General features: G+C 40.6%; 14 protein-coding genes and 2 tRNA genes. 5 read left to right on the top strand and 11 right to left on the bottom strand.

All coding sequences use genetic code 11. The annotated features are described in order from the left end of the window. Nucleotides 1–13: 13 nt before the first annotated feature. From NQT65_RS18375 to NQT65_RS18355, 5 genes are all read right to left on the bottom strand, one after another. Nucleotides 14–2,734 (bottom strand): ATP-binding protein, encoded by a 2,721-nt coding sequence (locus NQT65_RS18375; RefSeq protein ID WP_126005411.1) that lies wholly within the window; start codon nucleotides 2,732–2,734, stop codon nucleotides 14–16. Between the two features lie 132 nt (nucleotides 2,735–2,866). Beyond that, on the bottom strand, nucleotides 2,867–3,355 hold the full coding sequence (locus NQT65_RS18370; protein WP_164521603.1) for an RNA-binding protein: 489 nt from the start codon (nucleotides 3,353–3,355) through the stop codon (nucleotides 2,867–2,869). Between the two features lie 276 nt (nucleotides 3,356–3,631). Then, nucleotides 3,632–3,724, bottom strand: a tRNA-Ser gene (locus NQT65_RS18365). 53 nt (nucleotides 3,725–3,777) lie between these two features. Beyond that, a tRNA-Ser gene (locus NQT65_RS18360) sits at nucleotides 3,778–3,868 on the bottom strand. A 220-nt stretch (nucleotides 3,869–4,088) separates the two neighbouring features. Continuing rightward, nucleotides 4,089–4,229 (bottom strand): hypothetical protein, encoded by a 141-nt coding sequence (locus NQT65_RS18355; protein ID WP_164521604.1) that lies wholly within the window; start codon nucleotides 4,227–4,229, stop codon nucleotides 4,089–4,091. Nucleotides 4,230–4,556: 327 nt separating this feature from the next. Between NQT65_RS18355 and NQT65_RS18350 the strand changes: the two genes are divergently transcribed. Continuing rightward, complete coding sequence (locus NQT65_RS18350; protein WP_126005415.1) at nucleotides 4,557–5,429, top strand: diacylglycerol/lipid kinase family protein; 873 nt, start codon at nucleotides 4,557–4,559, stop codon at nucleotides 5,427–5,429. Nucleotides 5,430–5,465: 36 nt separating this feature from the next. On the opposite strand, the gene NQT65_RS18345 is transcribed toward NQT65_RS18350, so the two are convergent. Then, complete coding sequence (locus NQT65_RS18345; RefSeq protein ID WP_126005417.1) at nucleotides 5,466–6,395, bottom strand: DMT family transporter; 930 nt, start codon at nucleotides 6,393–6,395, stop codon at nucleotides 5,466–5,468. Between the two features lie 106 nt (nucleotides 6,396–6,501). Here NQT65_RS18345 and NQT65_RS18340 point away from each other — a divergent pair, with 106 nt between their 5' ends. Further along, nucleotides 6,502–7,944, top strand: a complete 1,443-nt coding sequence (locus tag NQT65_RS18340; RefSeq protein WP_256851727.1) for an aminotransferase-like domain-containing protein — start codon at nucleotides 6,502–6,504, stop codon at nucleotides 7,942–7,944. Between the two features lie 59 nt (nucleotides 7,945–8,003). Here NQT65_RS18340 and NQT65_RS18335 read toward each other — a convergent pair whose 3' ends face one another. After that, nucleotides 8,004–8,798, bottom strand: coding sequence for a YggN family protein (locus NQT65_RS18335; RefSeq protein WP_004589021.1), 795 nt, complete (start codon nucleotides 8,796–8,798; stop codon nucleotides 8,004–8,006). 380 nt (nucleotides 8,799–9,178) lie between these two features. On the opposite strand from NQT65_RS18335, the gene NQT65_RS18330 reads away from it, so the two are divergent. Next, on the top strand, nucleotides 9,179–9,364 hold the full coding sequence (locus NQT65_RS18330) for a PA3496 family putative envelope integrity protein (RefSeq protein WP_004589020.1): 186 nt from the start codon (nucleotides 9,179–9,181) through the stop codon (nucleotides 9,362–9,364). 111 nt (nucleotides 9,365–9,475) lie between these two features. On the opposite strand, the gene NQT65_RS18325 is transcribed toward NQT65_RS18330, so the two are convergent. The 3 genes from NQT65_RS18325 to NQT65_RS18315 all read right to left on the bottom strand — a co-directional run bounded on the left by NQT65_RS18325 (nucleotide 9,476) and on the right by NQT65_RS18315 (nucleotide 11,353). Beyond that, nucleotides 9,476–9,967, bottom strand: a complete 492-nt coding sequence (locus tag NQT65_RS18325) for a glutathione peroxidase (protein WP_256851726.1) — start codon at nucleotides 9,965–9,967, stop codon at nucleotides 9,476–9,478. Between the two features lie 385 nt (nucleotides 9,968–10,352). Beyond that, nucleotides 10,353–10,652: an AzlD domain-containing protein gene (locus tag NQT65_RS18320; protein WP_256851725.1), complete on the bottom strand. Its 300-nt coding sequence runs from the start codon at nucleotides 10,650–10,652 to the stop codon at nucleotides 10,353–10,355. Then, nucleotides 10,649–11,353: an AzlC family ABC transporter permease gene (locus NQT65_RS18315; RefSeq protein ID WP_138685495.1), complete on the bottom strand. Its 705-nt coding sequence runs from the start codon at nucleotides 11,351–11,353 to the stop codon at nucleotides 10,649–10,651. The genes NQT65_RS18320 and NQT65_RS18315 overlap by 4 nt, the downstream gene beginning before the upstream one ends. Before the next feature lie 149 nt (nucleotides 11,354–11,502). Between NQT65_RS18315 and NQT65_RS18310 the strand changes: the two genes are divergently transcribed. Beyond that, entirely contained in the window at nucleotides 11,503–12,165 is a 663-nt protein-coding gene (locus NQT65_RS18310; protein WP_256851724.1) for a cytochrome b/b6 domain-containing protein, read from the top strand. A 64-nt stretch (nucleotides 12,166–12,229) separates the two neighbouring features. On the opposite strand, the gene NQT65_RS18305 is transcribed toward NQT65_RS18310, so the two are convergent. Continuing rightward, nucleotides 12,230–12,682 carry a c-type cytochrome gene (locus NQT65_RS18305; RefSeq protein WP_024032101.1) on the bottom strand — a complete coding sequence of 151 codons (453 nt, stop codon included), beginning with the start codon at nucleotides 12,680–12,682 and terminating at the stop codon, nucleotides 12,230–12,232. Between the two features lie 214 nt (nucleotides 12,683–12,896). Between NQT65_RS18305 and NQT65_RS18300 the strand changes: the two genes are divergently transcribed. Continuing rightward, nucleotides 12,897–15,230, top strand: a complete 2,334-nt coding sequence (locus NQT65_RS18300; RefSeq protein WP_256851723.1) for a S8 family serine peptidase — start codon at nucleotides 12,897–12,899, stop codon at nucleotides 15,228–15,230. The last annotated feature ends 4 nt before the right edge of the window (nucleotides 15,231–15,234 follow it).

Raw genomic sequence — 15,234 nt, 5'->3', positions numbered from 1 at the left:
GCGCATCATTGTATTAGTGCTCTTCAATTTCGGCATATTGGGCTAAGCACGCGGTTAGCTTAACCAGTTCTAGCGGTTTTGCAAGATGCTGATTAAAACCAACGGCTTGAGCATGGGCTTTATCCTCAGGCATAACATCGGCGGTCAGCGCAATAATGGGCAGCTCTACCTCACTTTTAAATTGCCTAATTAGAGCGGTGGCTCTGTAACCATCCATTATTGGCATTTGGCAGTCCATTAAAATTAAGTCAAAGTGTTGCTCTTTTGCTATATCTACTGCCGCTTCACCATTTTCGACAATATGGGCAACAATACCTAATGAGCCTAGCATGGCTTTAATTACCATTTGGTTTACCGGGTTATCTTCTGCTACTAGCACTTTTAAAGCCGCAAATTTAGTACCCGAGTATACAAGCTCGGCTTGCTCTTGTACTGGGCTGGTGCGAAGCTCAACGTCAAATTTAAACGTAGAGCCAACGTTTGGTTCGCTCTGTAATGTGACGTTACCGCCCATTAATTTACTGAGCTCTTTTACGACAGTTAAGCCCAGGCCTGTGCCACCGTATCGCCTTGATGTTGAGTCGTCGGCTTGGGTAAAGGCACTAAATAGCTTGGACTGCTGGGTAGGCTTTATGCCAATACCCGTATCTGTAACGGTTACGGTAATTTTAACTTTGTCAGTACTGATAAACTCTCCGCCAAAGTCTACACTTACTTTGCCTTGCTCTGTAAATTTTATTGCGTTGCTGCAAAGGTTTAGCACTACTTGCTCAAAGCGTAAAGGGTCGCCTACATACCAAGTATCTACCGGAAGATGACTGCTAACCTGCCAGCCAATGCCTTTATTGGCTGCACTGGCCTCAAACATTGTGTTAATACGCTTTATAATTGCATGTAGGTCAAATGCTGTGCTTTCTAGCTTAAGCTTATGTGATTCAATTTTTGAAATATCAAGTATGTCGTTAATCAGGTTTAGTAAGCTTTTAGATGAAGAGTTTATTTTGTCTAAGTAACCAATAAGAGTGTGTGCGTTGTCTTCTTTGCGCGCTAATGATGAAAAGCCAATAACTGCATTTAATGGTGTGCGTATTTCATGGCTCATATTGGCTAAAAATCGGCTTTTAGCCTGATTAGCTAAGTCAGATTGCTTTTTAGCTTGCGCAAGCGAGTGGGTGCGCTCTGCGACTTTTCGGGTAAGGGCAATTTGTTGCTGATTAAAAAGCAGTAAAACAATTAAAATTAAGGCACATACCACCAATTGTAAGGCCATTAAAAACAGTGTTAATTGGTTATTATGGGGGGCAAGGTATTTCTCTTTTAAGGCTAAATGTGCATTCCATGTTTGCCCACCAAAGCTGAGCTTTAGTTTCATAACACGGCTGCCCTGAGCGATATTTAAACTTTTGCCGTAGTTACTATAAAAAGCGGGCTTATTTACATCTTCATAAAACGCAATAGAAAACATCTCTGATTGTTGCTCGTTAATCGCTTGCTCAATAATATTACGCACTAAAAACACACCTGTTGCGTACCCCTTTATAATAGCTTTTTGCTCTTGCTGTTCGTACACGGGGGCAAATAGCAGATAGGCAGGCTCAGGCTCAGCTGTTTGCACTAACTGAATAATTTTAGTGCTGACAGGCTGATAACTAATTGCAGGGTCTACTAGCGATGCTTTTCTGTCTGGGTTTGAGTACACATTAAAACCAACCGCTTTTTGGTTGCCATTAAAAGGGGCAATGTATTTAACGATGACCATAGGATCGTCTGGCTCAAGGGGCTCCCCGACAATTTCAAAGTCTAGGTGGTATATATCGGCAACTTCTTGGGTAAACGAAGCTCGCTCACTTTGCGCTATTTTTTGATTCCACGAAAGCGCTTTAATAAACGAATGCTGCGTCAGTAACTCGCTGGCGTAGGTGTAAAAGTCTTGTTGGTTTAAATCTGGGTTAGATTGTACTTGGCTGGCTAAGCTTTGCACCGCTATTAAACTTTGGTTGATGTAGCGATATAAGCTATTTTCAATAATGTGAGCTTCTCGCTCGGCGACTTTAACGGTATTTTGTCTGTTTTCTTGGTTATAAAGCTGAGTAGTTACTGCAACAGATACAAATAAAATACTACATACCGCTAACGTAGGCAGCGGCGATATAGGCCTATTTTGCCCCTTAAACTGAGTAAGCACCAACAGCAGAGGAGTGGCAATAATTACGCCTAATGAGTCTCCTAGCCACCAAAATAACACATTTTGCCAATGATCTTTAATATCGTACGCAGAGTTAAATTGGCTTAGCGCAAATACCCCAAAATTTGCTGAAATTAAACTAACCGCAATGCCCACAACAAAAATAAAATAAATGATACTTGCGCGTTTTTTAAAATACAGCGGGTGTCCAAGCCAATATTTAAGTAAACCAGCCCCCACCATTGCCTGCAATACAATGCCAATAGCAATATACATGGCTTGGCTGAAGGTATTGCCAACTAACACCATATCGTGAGCTGTGCTGTCAAAAATATTAAAGTTAAAAGCAAAGGCTGCTATAAAAAGCGCTGGAATGAAGCGCCACCACCACATATAGCATCCAACTAAGGCAATGCCTGCAGGCAACCATACCGGGATAATTTGAGTATTAAAGGCGAGTTTAGTGAGTGAAATACCAATTAAAAAGTACGCTAATGAAAAAATTATGTAAAAGATAACTGAATGATATTTTGAGTTAAAATTTTTCACATAGCTCCCTGACTTTTTAAAAGTACTTAATTTTAAATATCAGTATAGCGAACAGTATGTTATTTGCGGTATTTTTTAATATATGTTGTAAAAAGTGTACCTTGCGCAACCTGTAAACTGCTTATTTAGCAGTTAAGGTTGTTTGCTCAGCTGCTGTTTTTGCTGCTGTAAAATAGAGATTTGTTGCTCTACAGCACTAATTAATGCGTTATAGCGGTTTTGAATCGCCGTAGTTTTAGTGGCTATCGCATCGGCTATTGATTCGGCGCCCATTCTATTAGCTTGATCTTGAGTAACATAGCTGGCTTGTTGTTTGGCGTCAGCTAAGTCTTCTTTATAATTTTTGATAGTAAGCTGGTGGCGTTTAATTTCACGCTCAATTTTTTTAATCTCAATGTAGTTATCTACAGAGGCACCAGGCATTGCGGGTGAGTTTGCATTATTACCGTACTTATCGGCAACTAGTGGCTGTTTTAGTTTAATAACTTCTGCATTGTCAGCACAGGGTGTTTGGCTAAATGTAGCGACTCCTTTAATTGTACATTTATAAACCGTAATGTCTTGGGCTGCGTGTGTACTTAAAGCCACAAGGCCTATTAAAGGTGCAATTAAACGAAACATAATTAAACTTACGTTAGTGGAGTTGTTATTAATAATGCCGTAACTACCCAGTGTATTCAATGTGTTTCGATTCACCTCTTTTAATAAGAAATGATGGAGAAGGAGGGGTTAGCTTAATTACATCCATGTAATTAATTGCTTCGCAACGCCTACGGCGGCTTAAAGTGTTCCAGACATTTTATCGAACCCTAGCGAGGACTCTCACCCTCCATGGATACATTGGTTGTTAAATTTTAGGCACAAAAAAACCGCAACTAAGCGGTTTTTAAAAAGAAATGGTGGAGAAGGAGGGATTCGAACCCTCGATAGAGCTACAAACTCTATACTCCCTTAGCAGGGGAGCTCCTTCGGCCACTCGGACACCTCTCCAACGCATAACAGATTGTATTAACGGTAGTTTATTCATACCATTAATTAAATAGTGGTGGAGAGATAGGGATTTGAACCCTAGATAGGCTACAAACCTATGCCGGTTTTCAAGACCGGTGCATTCGACCACTCTGCCATCTCTCCGTGACGCAGAATAATACTTAGGTGATACCGTCGTGTAAATAGCAAATAAACTGTTTGCTTAAAAAGTAGGCGTAATTGCGGTTTTTTTTGTAAATAGAGGGAAATTAGAAGGATTTAAACTAAAAATTAAAGGGTGGCAGCAAACTAAGGGAGCTAAAGAAGGGCTTTCAATAGTGGTTAGTTGTTTACTGCCCCTGCTTAATAAGCATAACAAGGTTGATTATTTGTATTGCGCGGCGCTGTTTAATGCTAACTTTTTGCCCATACGGTTTAATTTAGCAAGCATTTTAGCTTTACGGTTAGTTGGCTTTACTCCAACGTGGGCTGTTGCATTTTGGTTTAGGGTGTTTATTGGGTTCATGTCTTTGCTCCAAGGTGTATGTGTTTAAATCGCGAGCATTTTGACTCTTTTTTGTTTAAAAATACAACAATATAAACTAAGGCTTGGCTATTAGTTATTTTTATCTGAATTTGCATTGTTTTGTTTTTAATTAAAACTACCAAGTGCCCATTTTGCATAATTATTTAATCAGGGGAACTAGGTTTTGATTTGTTTTATAAGTGTTTTTTGTATTTGTTAATGTTTTTAGTAAATTTTTACGCACTTTTATGATTAATTATTCAGATAAATTAATTTTAACTTAATTCTTATTTATGCTGGTGTACTGGCTAATAGGAGATAAATTACTTGCAGTTGTTAATAATAGTTAAACCGAGCGTAAAAAGTGTGGTGTTAGATCACCTCGATTGGCTTAAAAAAACATGCCAGAAGAAAAATATTCTCTATATTACGGTTAAAACGACAGGTAATTTTGAGTACGACTTAGCAAACGTTAAATTGAATGCACAAAAAAGCCAAATAGCAGTGGCTATTGGAGGCGATGGCACGCTTAATTTGGCACTTAATGGTGTGATTGACAGTGCATGTAGTTTGGCAATATTACCTTGTGGTACGGGCAACGATTTTGCGCGTCGCTTTCATTGCACAGCTAAACAGTGGCAAAACGCTATTTTTAATGCCCCCACACACTTAATTGATGTAGGTAAAATTAATACTCGTTACTTTATTAATGTGGCTGGTGTTGGTTTTGATGCTCATGTAATTAAGCAGTTGGGTCATTTACAAAGCATGTCAGCTTGGCGATATAAGTGGACGAGTTTTAAATCGCTCTTTACTTACAAAGAAAGCACACTAAATGGAGCATTTTTAAATAAGCAATGTAGCTATCAAAATTTAATAACTGTATTTGCGAACTCTCAGTATTTTGGCGGCGGCATTAAAATAGCACCTAGGGCTAAAATTGATGATGGACTGCTTGATTGCTACCAAATGCAAGCGGGTAGTCTTGTTGATCATTTATATAGCTTTATTAAATTAATTTTTAAGCGCCACCATACTTTAAAAAAGCTTACTTATAGCCAACTCAAACAGGCGCGTATTAATACTAGAGATTTATTAATTGAGGCCGATGGCGAGCTAGTAGGTGTTACGCCCGCGGTTATTGCTATCCAGGAGCAGGCTATTAATTTTCATATACCAATAAAAAAGCGCCTACAGTAGGGTAGGCGCTTTTGTGTTAGTGCGTTAAAAACGCCTCTAACTGGGGACGGAGCCATTTTTAGCAACGCAGCGGCTTGCTAAAAAGGCGTTAATTCTTTTTGTGGGGGTAAGTACAATTGCATTACCCAGTAGTACTAAACTAAAGCCGGCAAAGGTGTTTGCATGCCACTCAAAGCCTTCAAATAAGCTGCTTAATGCAACGGCCACTAACGGAAACAGCACTATGGCGTAGCTTGCTTTTTCGGGGCCAATGTTTTTTAACAAGGCAAAATAGCAGCCAAACGCAATCACAGTGCCAAAAACCGATAAATACAATAGCGACAGCCAATAGCTGGTAGGGGCACTAAAACTGACCGTTATACCATTTATTAATACATAAACGGCTAAACCTATTGCGCTATATAACATGCCCCATGCGTTACCCTGCAGCACACCTATTTGACGATTAGAATTACGTACACTAATCATATTGCCCAATGAAGCCACAAAGGTACCCCCAAGGGCAAGTAGTAACCCGACCAACGCCCCATTACTCAAGTCGAATTGCTGTAAATGCGGCCAAAACAGACAAATAATACCCACCACGCCGATTAACGCGCCGCAGTAAATACGTTTGGCAATGGGCTTTGCAAAAAATAAACGGGTGTTGACTATGTTCATTATTAGCAACATTGAAAATGCAATAGAGGCCATTGCCGATGAGAGGTAGTTTTGTGCCCAATACAAAAGCAAATAATTTAAGCCAAAGTTAGAAATGGCCAATAAAGCAAAAAAGCCATGATCGACTAACGAAAATCGCATATTAGGCTTTTTGTAGGCCACAAATAGCCACATACATGCAGCTGCTATGGCAAAGCGATAAAACAAAGAAAGCTCCACAGCTATATCGCCTAGCTGAAACGAAATCGCGAGCCACGTAGAGCCCCAAATTAACACTGTTGTGAGATATAGCGCTGCGCTTTTCATGGCAAACCTCTAAAAAAACCGATTGAGTGGTTATTTTAGAGTCTATCTGTATACTTACCATATACAGAAAAGTATAAATGTAACCTATACAGATTTGAGGCGAGATATGCAGCCAGCTGCCAATAAGCAAAAAGCCGAGTTTTTATACCAACAAGTTATTGAGCTAATTAAAGACATGCAAGCGCAAAAGGTGTTACTACCAGGGGAAAAGCTTCCTTCGCTTCGTAAAATGGCCAGTAACTTAAATATTAGCATTCCGACGGTTAAGCAAGCGTATCAAGCGTTAGAAGATCAAGGGTTAGTAGAGGCACGTGAAAAATCGGGCTACTTTTTAACGGTGCTTAATACGGTTTACAGTTTGCCAAAGCGTGTAAAACTAAGCCGCGAGCCTGTCACTGTAAATAAACAAGCGTTAATAGAGCAGGTATACAGCGCTATTCATCAACCTAATGTAATTGCCTTTGGTATTGCCAATCCCGTTGCTGCCGCGCCTACCGATAAAGCTTTAGTCCGTACCATGCGCCGGGTTATGACAATTGCTGGGGCGAGTGTTATTAATTATGGCCCTATTGATGGTTTTGCTGCGCTTAAAAAGCAATTAGTGCATAGATACTTAGGCTTTGGTATTGGTGTAAATATAGATGAACTGGTGATCACCAATGGCGCGCAAGAGGCGCTGGCTATCGCACTTAAGTGTGTTACTAAGCCCGGCGATGTGGTTGCAATTGAAACCCCGTGTTATCACGGCATTATTGAACTAATAGAGAGCTTAGGTTTAAAGGCGCTTGAAATTCCGCTATGCCCCGACAATGGCATTTGGCTTAACGACTTAGCTCAAGCGCTTGAGCAACATGATATAAAAGCATGCTTGTTTTCGACCGCCATAAATAATCCGGTTGGCAGCTTTATGAGCGATGAAAGCCGCATGCAAATGGTGGACTTAATAGAGTCACATAATGTTGTGCTTATAGAAGATGATGTGTACGGTGATCTGCACTTTACTGCCAAGCGTGGCACGCCAGCTTTAGCGTATTCAAAAAAGGGGCTTGTGATCAGCTGCGCCTCGTTTTCAAAAACGGCTGCACCAAGTTATCGAGTAGGTTGGTTAATAGCAGGCAAGTTTGCAGGTCAAGCGCGCCAGCATAAGCGTGCATTAAGTTGCTCTGCCTCACTTATAAATCAGTGGACGCTTTCTGAGTTTATAGCCAGTGGTGAGTATGACCGTAATTTAAAAGTACTTAGGCAGCGCTTACGTAATAACAAAGAGCGCATGCGGTGGTGCTTATTAAACGCGATGCCTAAAAATACGCGTATTAGTGACCCTAAAGGTGGGTGTGTTATTTGGCTTGATTTAGGCCAAGGGGTAGACAGTCAAAAGTTATTTTTACTGGCGTTAGAAGCTGGTATTAGCATAACCCCCGGACTTATTTTTTCAGCAAGTAATAAGTATAAAAGCTGTATTAGGCTAAGTTACGGGGTGCAGTGGAGCGAAAAAATAGACCAGGCTATTACCACGTTAGGTGCGCTGGCTCACACGCTAAAAGAATGAAAAAAGCAGCACCTAATATACAAGTGCTGCTAAAGGGATGTTAAATACGGTGCGGTGTATTAGTTTTGTTTAATGGTAAATAACTCGTAGCCTTTTAGCTGCGGTAACTGCGCTACTAATTGCTCTTCTTGCTGTGCTATGTTGGCAAAGCTGTCGCATAAAGAGTTGGCACGCTTTTCAAGCGCACTGGCATGCAGCTCTACTTTTTCTTCTATTTGCGCGCCCATATTTTCCATGCGTTGCTCAAATGCATCCATATCTCCACCCGAACCAAGCAGCTCAGAGCCTAAAGCAACTAAAATACTGCCCATTGATTGCATAACGGCAGACTCAACCACGGTTTCTATTTGCTCCTCAAATTGGTGTTCAAAGTTTTCACCAAATTGATTAAAGCTTTGTTGGCCCATTACAAACGTACCTTGTTGATAAAAGGTGTTTTCTACTTCAAGTCTTATATCGTCCATCAGACCAGATAAGTCATCAAGGCCATCAATATTAAATGCGTTGGCTACTTCCTCTAGTGCTACACCGGCTATTTTTACTCCGTCTAGGGCAATATTAGCGACCTCAGGTAGCTGCGTACGTAAGTTGTCTGAATACTGGGTAAGCGCTTGGCGTTGTTCGCTGTTAATGGATACTTGTTCGCCATTTATAGTTAAGTTGCCATTGCTGTTAAAGCGCATGAATTGATTAGATGCGGTAAAAATTTCTAATTCGCTAGGTTTAATGCGTACATCGTTTTTAAACTCTACATTGCACTGCTCATTGCTAAACGAAATACCCGCATTGTTATCGTTATGTGCCATTGCAGCGGGTGTACAAATTAAAGCGCTTACTAATAGTAAATTTTTCATGTTTATTCTCTAATAATTGTTGATGACGGCTAAGTATTAACAAGTTTGGTGCCATTATTTATTTTTATTTTAAAACAGTAAGTTATGAAAATTTGTGTGTTTGTAATGATTTTTAATTTTGATAAATAAACTACTTTTTAGTCAAAAACACTAAAAATAAATAAATGATAAATTTTATTTGTCGAAACGATAAAAAACTCTCACTTTCCACTTTCTTAATTTAGCGCTATTTATTCACAATATTGACATGAAGGCTATTTACGATAGTCACGTGGCTTTATTTTGGTGCTAATTTGTTCGTATTTTAGCGCTAAACATTTTTAATTTACCAAGTGCAGGAATAAACCTGAGTTGGTCTCAAACACTTTATGGAGTGGGTTGTGGGTAAGACATTTAGTTACGATGCGCTAGATGATGATTTTGTTGAAGACGAGTACGAAATGGTCGGGCGTAATCAGCATGACAAAAAAAAGCAAAAGGTGAAAAAGAAGTTGGAAGATTACCTTGAGCAAAAACGTTTGCGTAAAAACCTAGGTGAAGACGACTTAAACGATTACATAGACTAAATTGTGCTAGTTAAAATAATGCGCCTTTTTATTAGGGTTTGAATGTGCGTTTACGCATGTTTAAAGGCTAAACATTGGCAATAAAGAGGCTTTATGCCTCTTTATTACTTATTATGTACTTAATTTAGCGAGTGCTTGTTGAATAGTGGTTTCTAGCTTTTCTGGTTTTGTAAAAGGCGCATAGCGCTTGATAGGTGTACCATCGGGCGCTATCAAAAACTTGGTGAAGTTCCACTTTATTTTTCGTGTTAAAAAGCCGGGTAAGGCCGATTTTAAATACCTAAATATAGGGTGGGCGTGACGACCGTTTACATCAACCTTAGCGGCCATTAAAAAGCTTACCCCGTAATTAATTAAACAGCCTTGTTGTATTTGCGTCGCGTCGCCTGGCTCTTGCTGACCAAATTGATTACATGGAAAACCAATAATAACCAATCCGCTTTTCGCGTACTTACTATGAAGAGTTTGTAGCGACTCGTACTGTTTAGTAAAACCACACTCACTTGCGGTATTAACAATAAGCACAACCTTGCCTTCAAAGTCGCTAAAATTAATTGTTTTACCGTCTAACGCAGTAGTCGTTAATTGATGAAATTCATGCATGATGGATGCTTTTTTATTGTTGTTAGCTACATTCTACCCGCTGTAGCGCGTTACTAAAAGTATAAAATTTAGGCTTGTTAATACCGCGCTTAACTATGCGCCAATGGGTTGGCTGTTATTTAGGGCGTGTTGAACTTTGCGGATTGAAATTTGTTCAACCTAGGGGCGATCAAATCGCGGCGCGAGGTTTGTAACCTAGTGGGCTAAGTAAAAACCGAGCAACAAAGAGTTTATCGCCCCTAGGCAGAACCCAAAGGGCAGCGCATGTTTGGCATTTATGCTACGTTATCGCCTATTTATGGGGAATAACCACACTTCACAGGCTCTGCCTTGCCTAAAAACCAAACATACTGCTGCAAATTCAAACGCTAAAGGTCAACACGCCCTAGTTTAAAATTAAAAATACCCCCATACTGGCAAGCGTTGTGTAATAAATATTATGTGTTTTATAGGCAACAATAATGGCAACGATAGCTGCGCTTAAATAAGGGTTGTGCCAGTTTAGGTTGAGCCCGTCTTCATTTATAAAAATAATAGGTACCCAAATAGCGGTTAGTACAGCGGGTGCGCTAAAGCTTAAAAACTGCTGCATTTTAGGGCCCACTTTAAAACCAAGGCGTTGATGTAAAAATAAGTAACGAGTAAAAAAGGTAATACACGCCATTAATAATATAGTGAGCATCATAACGGGCTGTCCTTTTTTTGTGTAAGCCTTGCAGTAAAGTAGCCTGCACTCATTGCAAGTAAAGCTGCACAAACCAACCACAACTCAAACCCTGTGCTTTTTAAAACTGTGGCGCTAATACCCGCAACAATCACTGTAACCAGCGAGGCTAAATTTTTTATGCCCGGTACCACAAGCGCAATAAATGTAGCTGCAATAGCAAAGTCGAGCCCTAAATTTGTTAAATCAGGGAGTACACTACCTGCAACTATGCCTATGAGTGTCCAAAGGTTCCATGCAATATAAAAACTAAAACCCGCGCTTAAAGCGTATATTAGGCGCGCTTTTGTTTTATAGGCTTTGCGGTGATGCGAAAAGGCAAACAGCTCGTCGGTTAGTACAAAACTTATTGGTAAGCGCCACCGTAATGGCTGTGAAATAACTTTATGACGTACGGCTAAACCGTATAAAAAATGCCGAGAGCTAATAATAAATGTGGTAAATAAAATAGTCAGCAAAGGGGTGTTACCGGCCATTAGTTCAATTGCAACTAATTGTGCAGAACCCGCGAATACAAGTAATGACATTGCTTGTGTTTCAAAGGCACTAAAGCCATTTTGAATCGCTAAAGAGCCACATAATATTCCCCAAGGAACGACCGCCAGGCAAAGCGGGAGCATATCAAAAAAACCTTTTAATACTGCGCGTTTAGTTATATTCATTAATACAAGTAAGTAATAAGTTTGTGCGTTTAGTGTGCCATAAATAGTGCTTTATGTAATATCATTAATGCAGCGGTAGTAAAACTTTGGAATAATGGCTTTAGTATCAAAATAATGTGCCAGAGCCAGGCAACAAGTTGAGGATTTATATGCAAAGTATAAAAGTATGGGATGGCTTTATAAGAAGCTTTCATTGGTTATTAGTGATTAATATTGCTGTGCTTTACTTTAGCATTGACGAGGGCATGATTGAGCTTCATTTTGTGGCTGGCTTTTTCGCAATCGCATTAATAGTGACCCGTTTAGTATGGGGGCTGGTGGGCAGTAAAACGGCAAAATTAAGCGCGTTACTGCACTCGCCAATAGCAGTACTTAAAGAGTTTAAAAATCCTAGTAAAGGGGTGGGTCATTCGGCGCCAGGTAGCTACATGGTTTTGTTGTTTTTTGTACTTATTATAGTGCAGTTAGTGACCGGGCTAATGAGCAGTGATGGCATTTTGACTGATGGGCCTTTGGTTGAGTATGTGTCGAGCTCAACAGTTGATTTTGCAAATTGGCTGCACCGCCTTAATTTCGATATTTTATTTTATGCCATTTGCCTGCATGTTACTGCCATTGTTGTGTATAAAATAAAAGGAAAACCACTTGTCAAAGCAATGATCACTGGTGAACAGGCTAACAGCGAGCAAGCCACTCAAACTAATATAGATAACACGAAAGCTCCTTGGTTGGCGTGGGCTATTTTTGTTGGATTGTTAGTGCTACTGGCTGTTACGTGGGGCAAAGAACCACTTAGTTATTTGCTAAGTTAATAGCTAACAAAAAAACAAAACGGCGCATAAAGCGCCGTTTTAGTGTGCATTGTTTTAATTGTAATTAGTCTTTAAATTGCTTGTGGCAATCTTTACAGCCTTTGGCCCATGCGCCAAATGCTTTACCAATTACCGCCTTATCGCCAGATTGAGCTGCTAAAGCTAGCTTATCTGCATTGGCAGCAAAGGCATTGGCTTTTTTAACAAAGGTTGCATTATCAGACCATACATCAGCTAATGCTGCTGTATCACCTTTATCAGTGCCTTCGTAAAACGCTTCCCATGGCATTTTAGAAAGGGCTGCTGCGTTATTAGCGCGCATTTTAAATTGCTCTGCATCAAAAGGAATTTTACCTTTTAGCATCGCGCCCATATCGCTAATTTGCACTGAAATCATAGAAAACGCAGCTTGACGGTATTCAATAGCATCACTTGGCTCTTTAAATGCAGTATTTGCAGATACGCTAAGTGTACATGTTGCTAAAGCAACCCCTGCTAAAAATTGTTTTAATTTCATGTTTTGCCCCTGTAAGAAATTATATCTACTAATTAGACATCTTGAATCGATTACTTATTTTATTCAAGTGAAACTTTAATGACCCATAGCTTGTTTTCTGAATATATCATTACAGCTTGTCAGTTTATTGTTAACGACTGTAAACAGTGCGTTGTTATTAAGTGCCCTGTTGTGTACCTTGAGTCATCATAAAAATAATTAACGAAGGAAGTTTATGAAGCATAATATTTTTAAAATGTCGGCACTTTCTGCCGCAGTAGTTATGACCCTTGCTGGGTGTGGTGGCAGCGACAATGACAATAATAGCCAAGTTGCTGTAGTAACTGATGTTGCACCAAAAGCAAGCGATGTAGCCGTTGCCGGCTTAAAGCAATGGGTACCTGTAACGGCTGAGTTTAATGCAAGTGATAACGATGGCGATACACTTAGTTATACATTTACTGAAAATGGTGAAGCGGTTGAAGCGCAAGATGGCGTATATACTTTTAGCCATGGCTTGTTAACAGTTGAAGGCGATACCTTTACTTACGTTCCTGTTTCAGGCGAAGACGCGGTAATTGATTACACCGCTAATGCCAATGGTAAATCGGCGTCTGCGCAATTAACAATTAGTGATATTGCGTCAGATCCTTTGGCTAATCAGCAATGGCACCTGCGTAACACAGGTCAAAAGTCGTATGCTTTAAGCGATGATATGAAACAAGGCCTAATTGATTTATATGTCAACCAATTAGGTTACAGCGAAGAAGAAGCGCAAACTATTTTTGACGAGGATTTTGCTGAATCAGAAGCAGAAGAATTGGTTGCTGGCGAAGATATGAACGTAGCAGCTGCGTACGCTCAAGGTGTTACAGGTGCTGGCGTAACGGCGGTTGTTGTTGACTCTGGTATGGAAATTCGTCACGAAGACTTAGTTGATAACGTTTTACCAAACCGTTCTTTAAATTTAGATGTTGATGTGTTGGATCGCACCGACCCTACAAGTCTGTCAAACAGTGGCGACCACGGTACCAGTGTTGCAGGCTTAATTGCAGCGAAAGGTTGGAATGGTAAGGGCGGGCGCGGTGTTGCACCAGATGCTGGTCTAATTGGCATGAACTACCTAGGTGGCGATAAAATTGAGCAAACTGATTTACTCGCGCATGGTTTCCCAGGTAGCGGTATTAGCACGTCAGAAAATATTTCTGCTTTTAACCGCAGCTACGGTATTACCTTCCCAACGTTTATTGGCTACTCAGAGCTAGATGAAGCTATCGAGTCTTACCCTAACCTTAACCTTCGTGATGGTAAAGGTGCCCTAAACATGAAATCGAGCGGTAACTCGTTTGTAGATGGTAGCGGTGAAGGGTCATTATGTGCCGATAATGGCGCAAATGAGCTAGGTCTTACTTGTTATAACGGCGCGTTTGAGCCAAGCCAAGGTCATCCATATTACTTAAGCGTTGCAGCTGTAAATGCTGATGGTACGCATACAAGCTACTCAAGCGGTGGTGCTAACTTAATGGTTTCAGCCCCTGCGGGTGAATATGGGCGCTGGGCGCCTGCCATGGTAACAACTGATCAAATGACCTGTATTAATGGGTACTCAGGCTTTAATGGTAGCTCGATTACGGCATGGGCTGCAGCATATGGTGAAGACTTTGCTGCATCGCAATACCCATTCAACTACCCAGGACATGAAGATAACGCTAGCTGTAACTATACCTCAACGTTTAATGGTACTTCTTCGGCAGCACCTAATGCGTCAGGTGTAGTATCACTGATTTTATCAGCTAATTCAGAGCTAACATGGCGTGATGTTCGTCATATCTTAGCTACTACAAGCACAGTCAACGATGCAGAAGATGAAGTTGTAACGCTAAGCGTTGGTGAAGGTGAATTTGTAGCGCATGACGGCTGGGTTGAAAATGCAGCAGGTTATAACTTTAATAACTTATACGGTTTTGGACGTGTAGATGCTGGTGCTGCAGTTGCGATGGCAAAAGAGTACGACGTAGCATTAGGTGAGCAAGTTATTACAGATTGGAGTGGTGTTGGCTCTGTTGTTGAAGAAGAGGCTCTTACACTAGAAATCCCAGATAACAGTGCCGCGGGTGTTACACAGCAAATCACTGTTGAAGAAGAGCTAAACATTGAAGCAATGCAGTTTAAGTTTGATGTGAGCAATACTGAAATGGGCTTTGGTTTAGCGGATGGTACGCAAACCTCTGCTGGTACCGATTTAGCAATTGAAGTGACGTCTCCATCAGGCACACGCAGTGTATTACTAGCGTCTAAGCAAGCTCTATTTTACCCAGCTTATAGCTTTACTAACGGTTGGAACACAGGCTATGTTTTAAAAGATGCGGTACTACTGTCTAATGCTTTCTATGGCGAGACAACAAAAGGTACTTGGACTATTCGTGTTCTTGATGCAGCAGCAGATAGCTTTGCATTCAGCGATGGCGGGGATAACGGACTTGGTGCCGTAGGTATTTCAAATAACCGTGCCGCAAGCGTTTTAGAAGGCGTTTCGTTGAGAGCATTTGGTCACGCAGGTCAAGAGTAAGGAA

This window comes from Pseudoalteromonas agarivorans (assembly GCF_024518735.1).
Classification (GTDB): Bacteria; Pseudomonadota; Gammaproteobacteria; order Enterobacterales; family Alteromonadaceae; genus Pseudoalteromonas; species Pseudoalteromonas atlantica.
This window is presented reverse-complemented; position numbering and strand designations above follow the sequence as displayed.

Coding starts and splice junctions, on each gene's coding strand:
- NQT65_RS18370 (WP_164521603.1), bottom strand. CDS start 3,355: ATGTTTCGTTTAATTGCACCTTTAATAGGCCTTGTGGCTTTAAGTACA.
- NQT65_RS18355 (WP_164521604.1), bottom strand. CDS start 4,229: ATGAACCCAATAAACACCCTAAACCAAAATGCAACAGCCCACGTTGGA.
- NQT65_RS18345 (WP_126005417.1), bottom strand. CDS start 6,395: ATGAAAAGCGCAGCGCTATATCTCACAACAGTGTTAATTTGGGGCTCT.
- NQT65_RS18340 (WP_256851727.1), top strand. CDS start 6,502: ATGCAGCCAGCTGCCAATAAGCAAAAAGCCGAGTTTTTATACCAACAA.
- NQT65_RS18335 (WP_004589021.1), bottom strand. CDS start 8,798: ATGAAAAATTTACTATTAGTAAGCGCTTTAATTTGTACACCCGCTGCA.
- NQT65_RS18325 (WP_256851726.1), bottom strand. CDS start 9,967: ATGCATGAATTTCATCAATTAACGACTACTGCGTTAGACGGTAAAACA.
- NQT65_RS18320 (WP_256851725.1), bottom strand. CDS start 10,652: ATGATGCTCACTATATTATTAATGGCGTGTATTACCTTTTTTACTCGT.
- NQT65_RS18315 (WP_138685495.1), bottom strand. CDS start 11,353: ATGAATATAACTAAACGCGCAGTATTAAAAGGTTTTTTTGATATGCTC.
- NQT65_RS18310 (WP_256851724.1), top strand. CDS start 11,503: ATGCAAAGTATAAAAGTATGGGATGGCTTTATAAGAAGCTTTCATTGG.
- NQT65_RS18305 (WP_024032101.1), bottom strand. CDS start 12,682: ATGAAATTAAAACAATTTTTAGCAGGGGTTGCTTTAGCAACATGTACA.
- NQT65_RS18300 (WP_256851723.1), top strand. CDS start 12,897: ATGAAGCATAATATTTTTAAAATGTCGGCACTTTCTGCCGCAGTAGTT.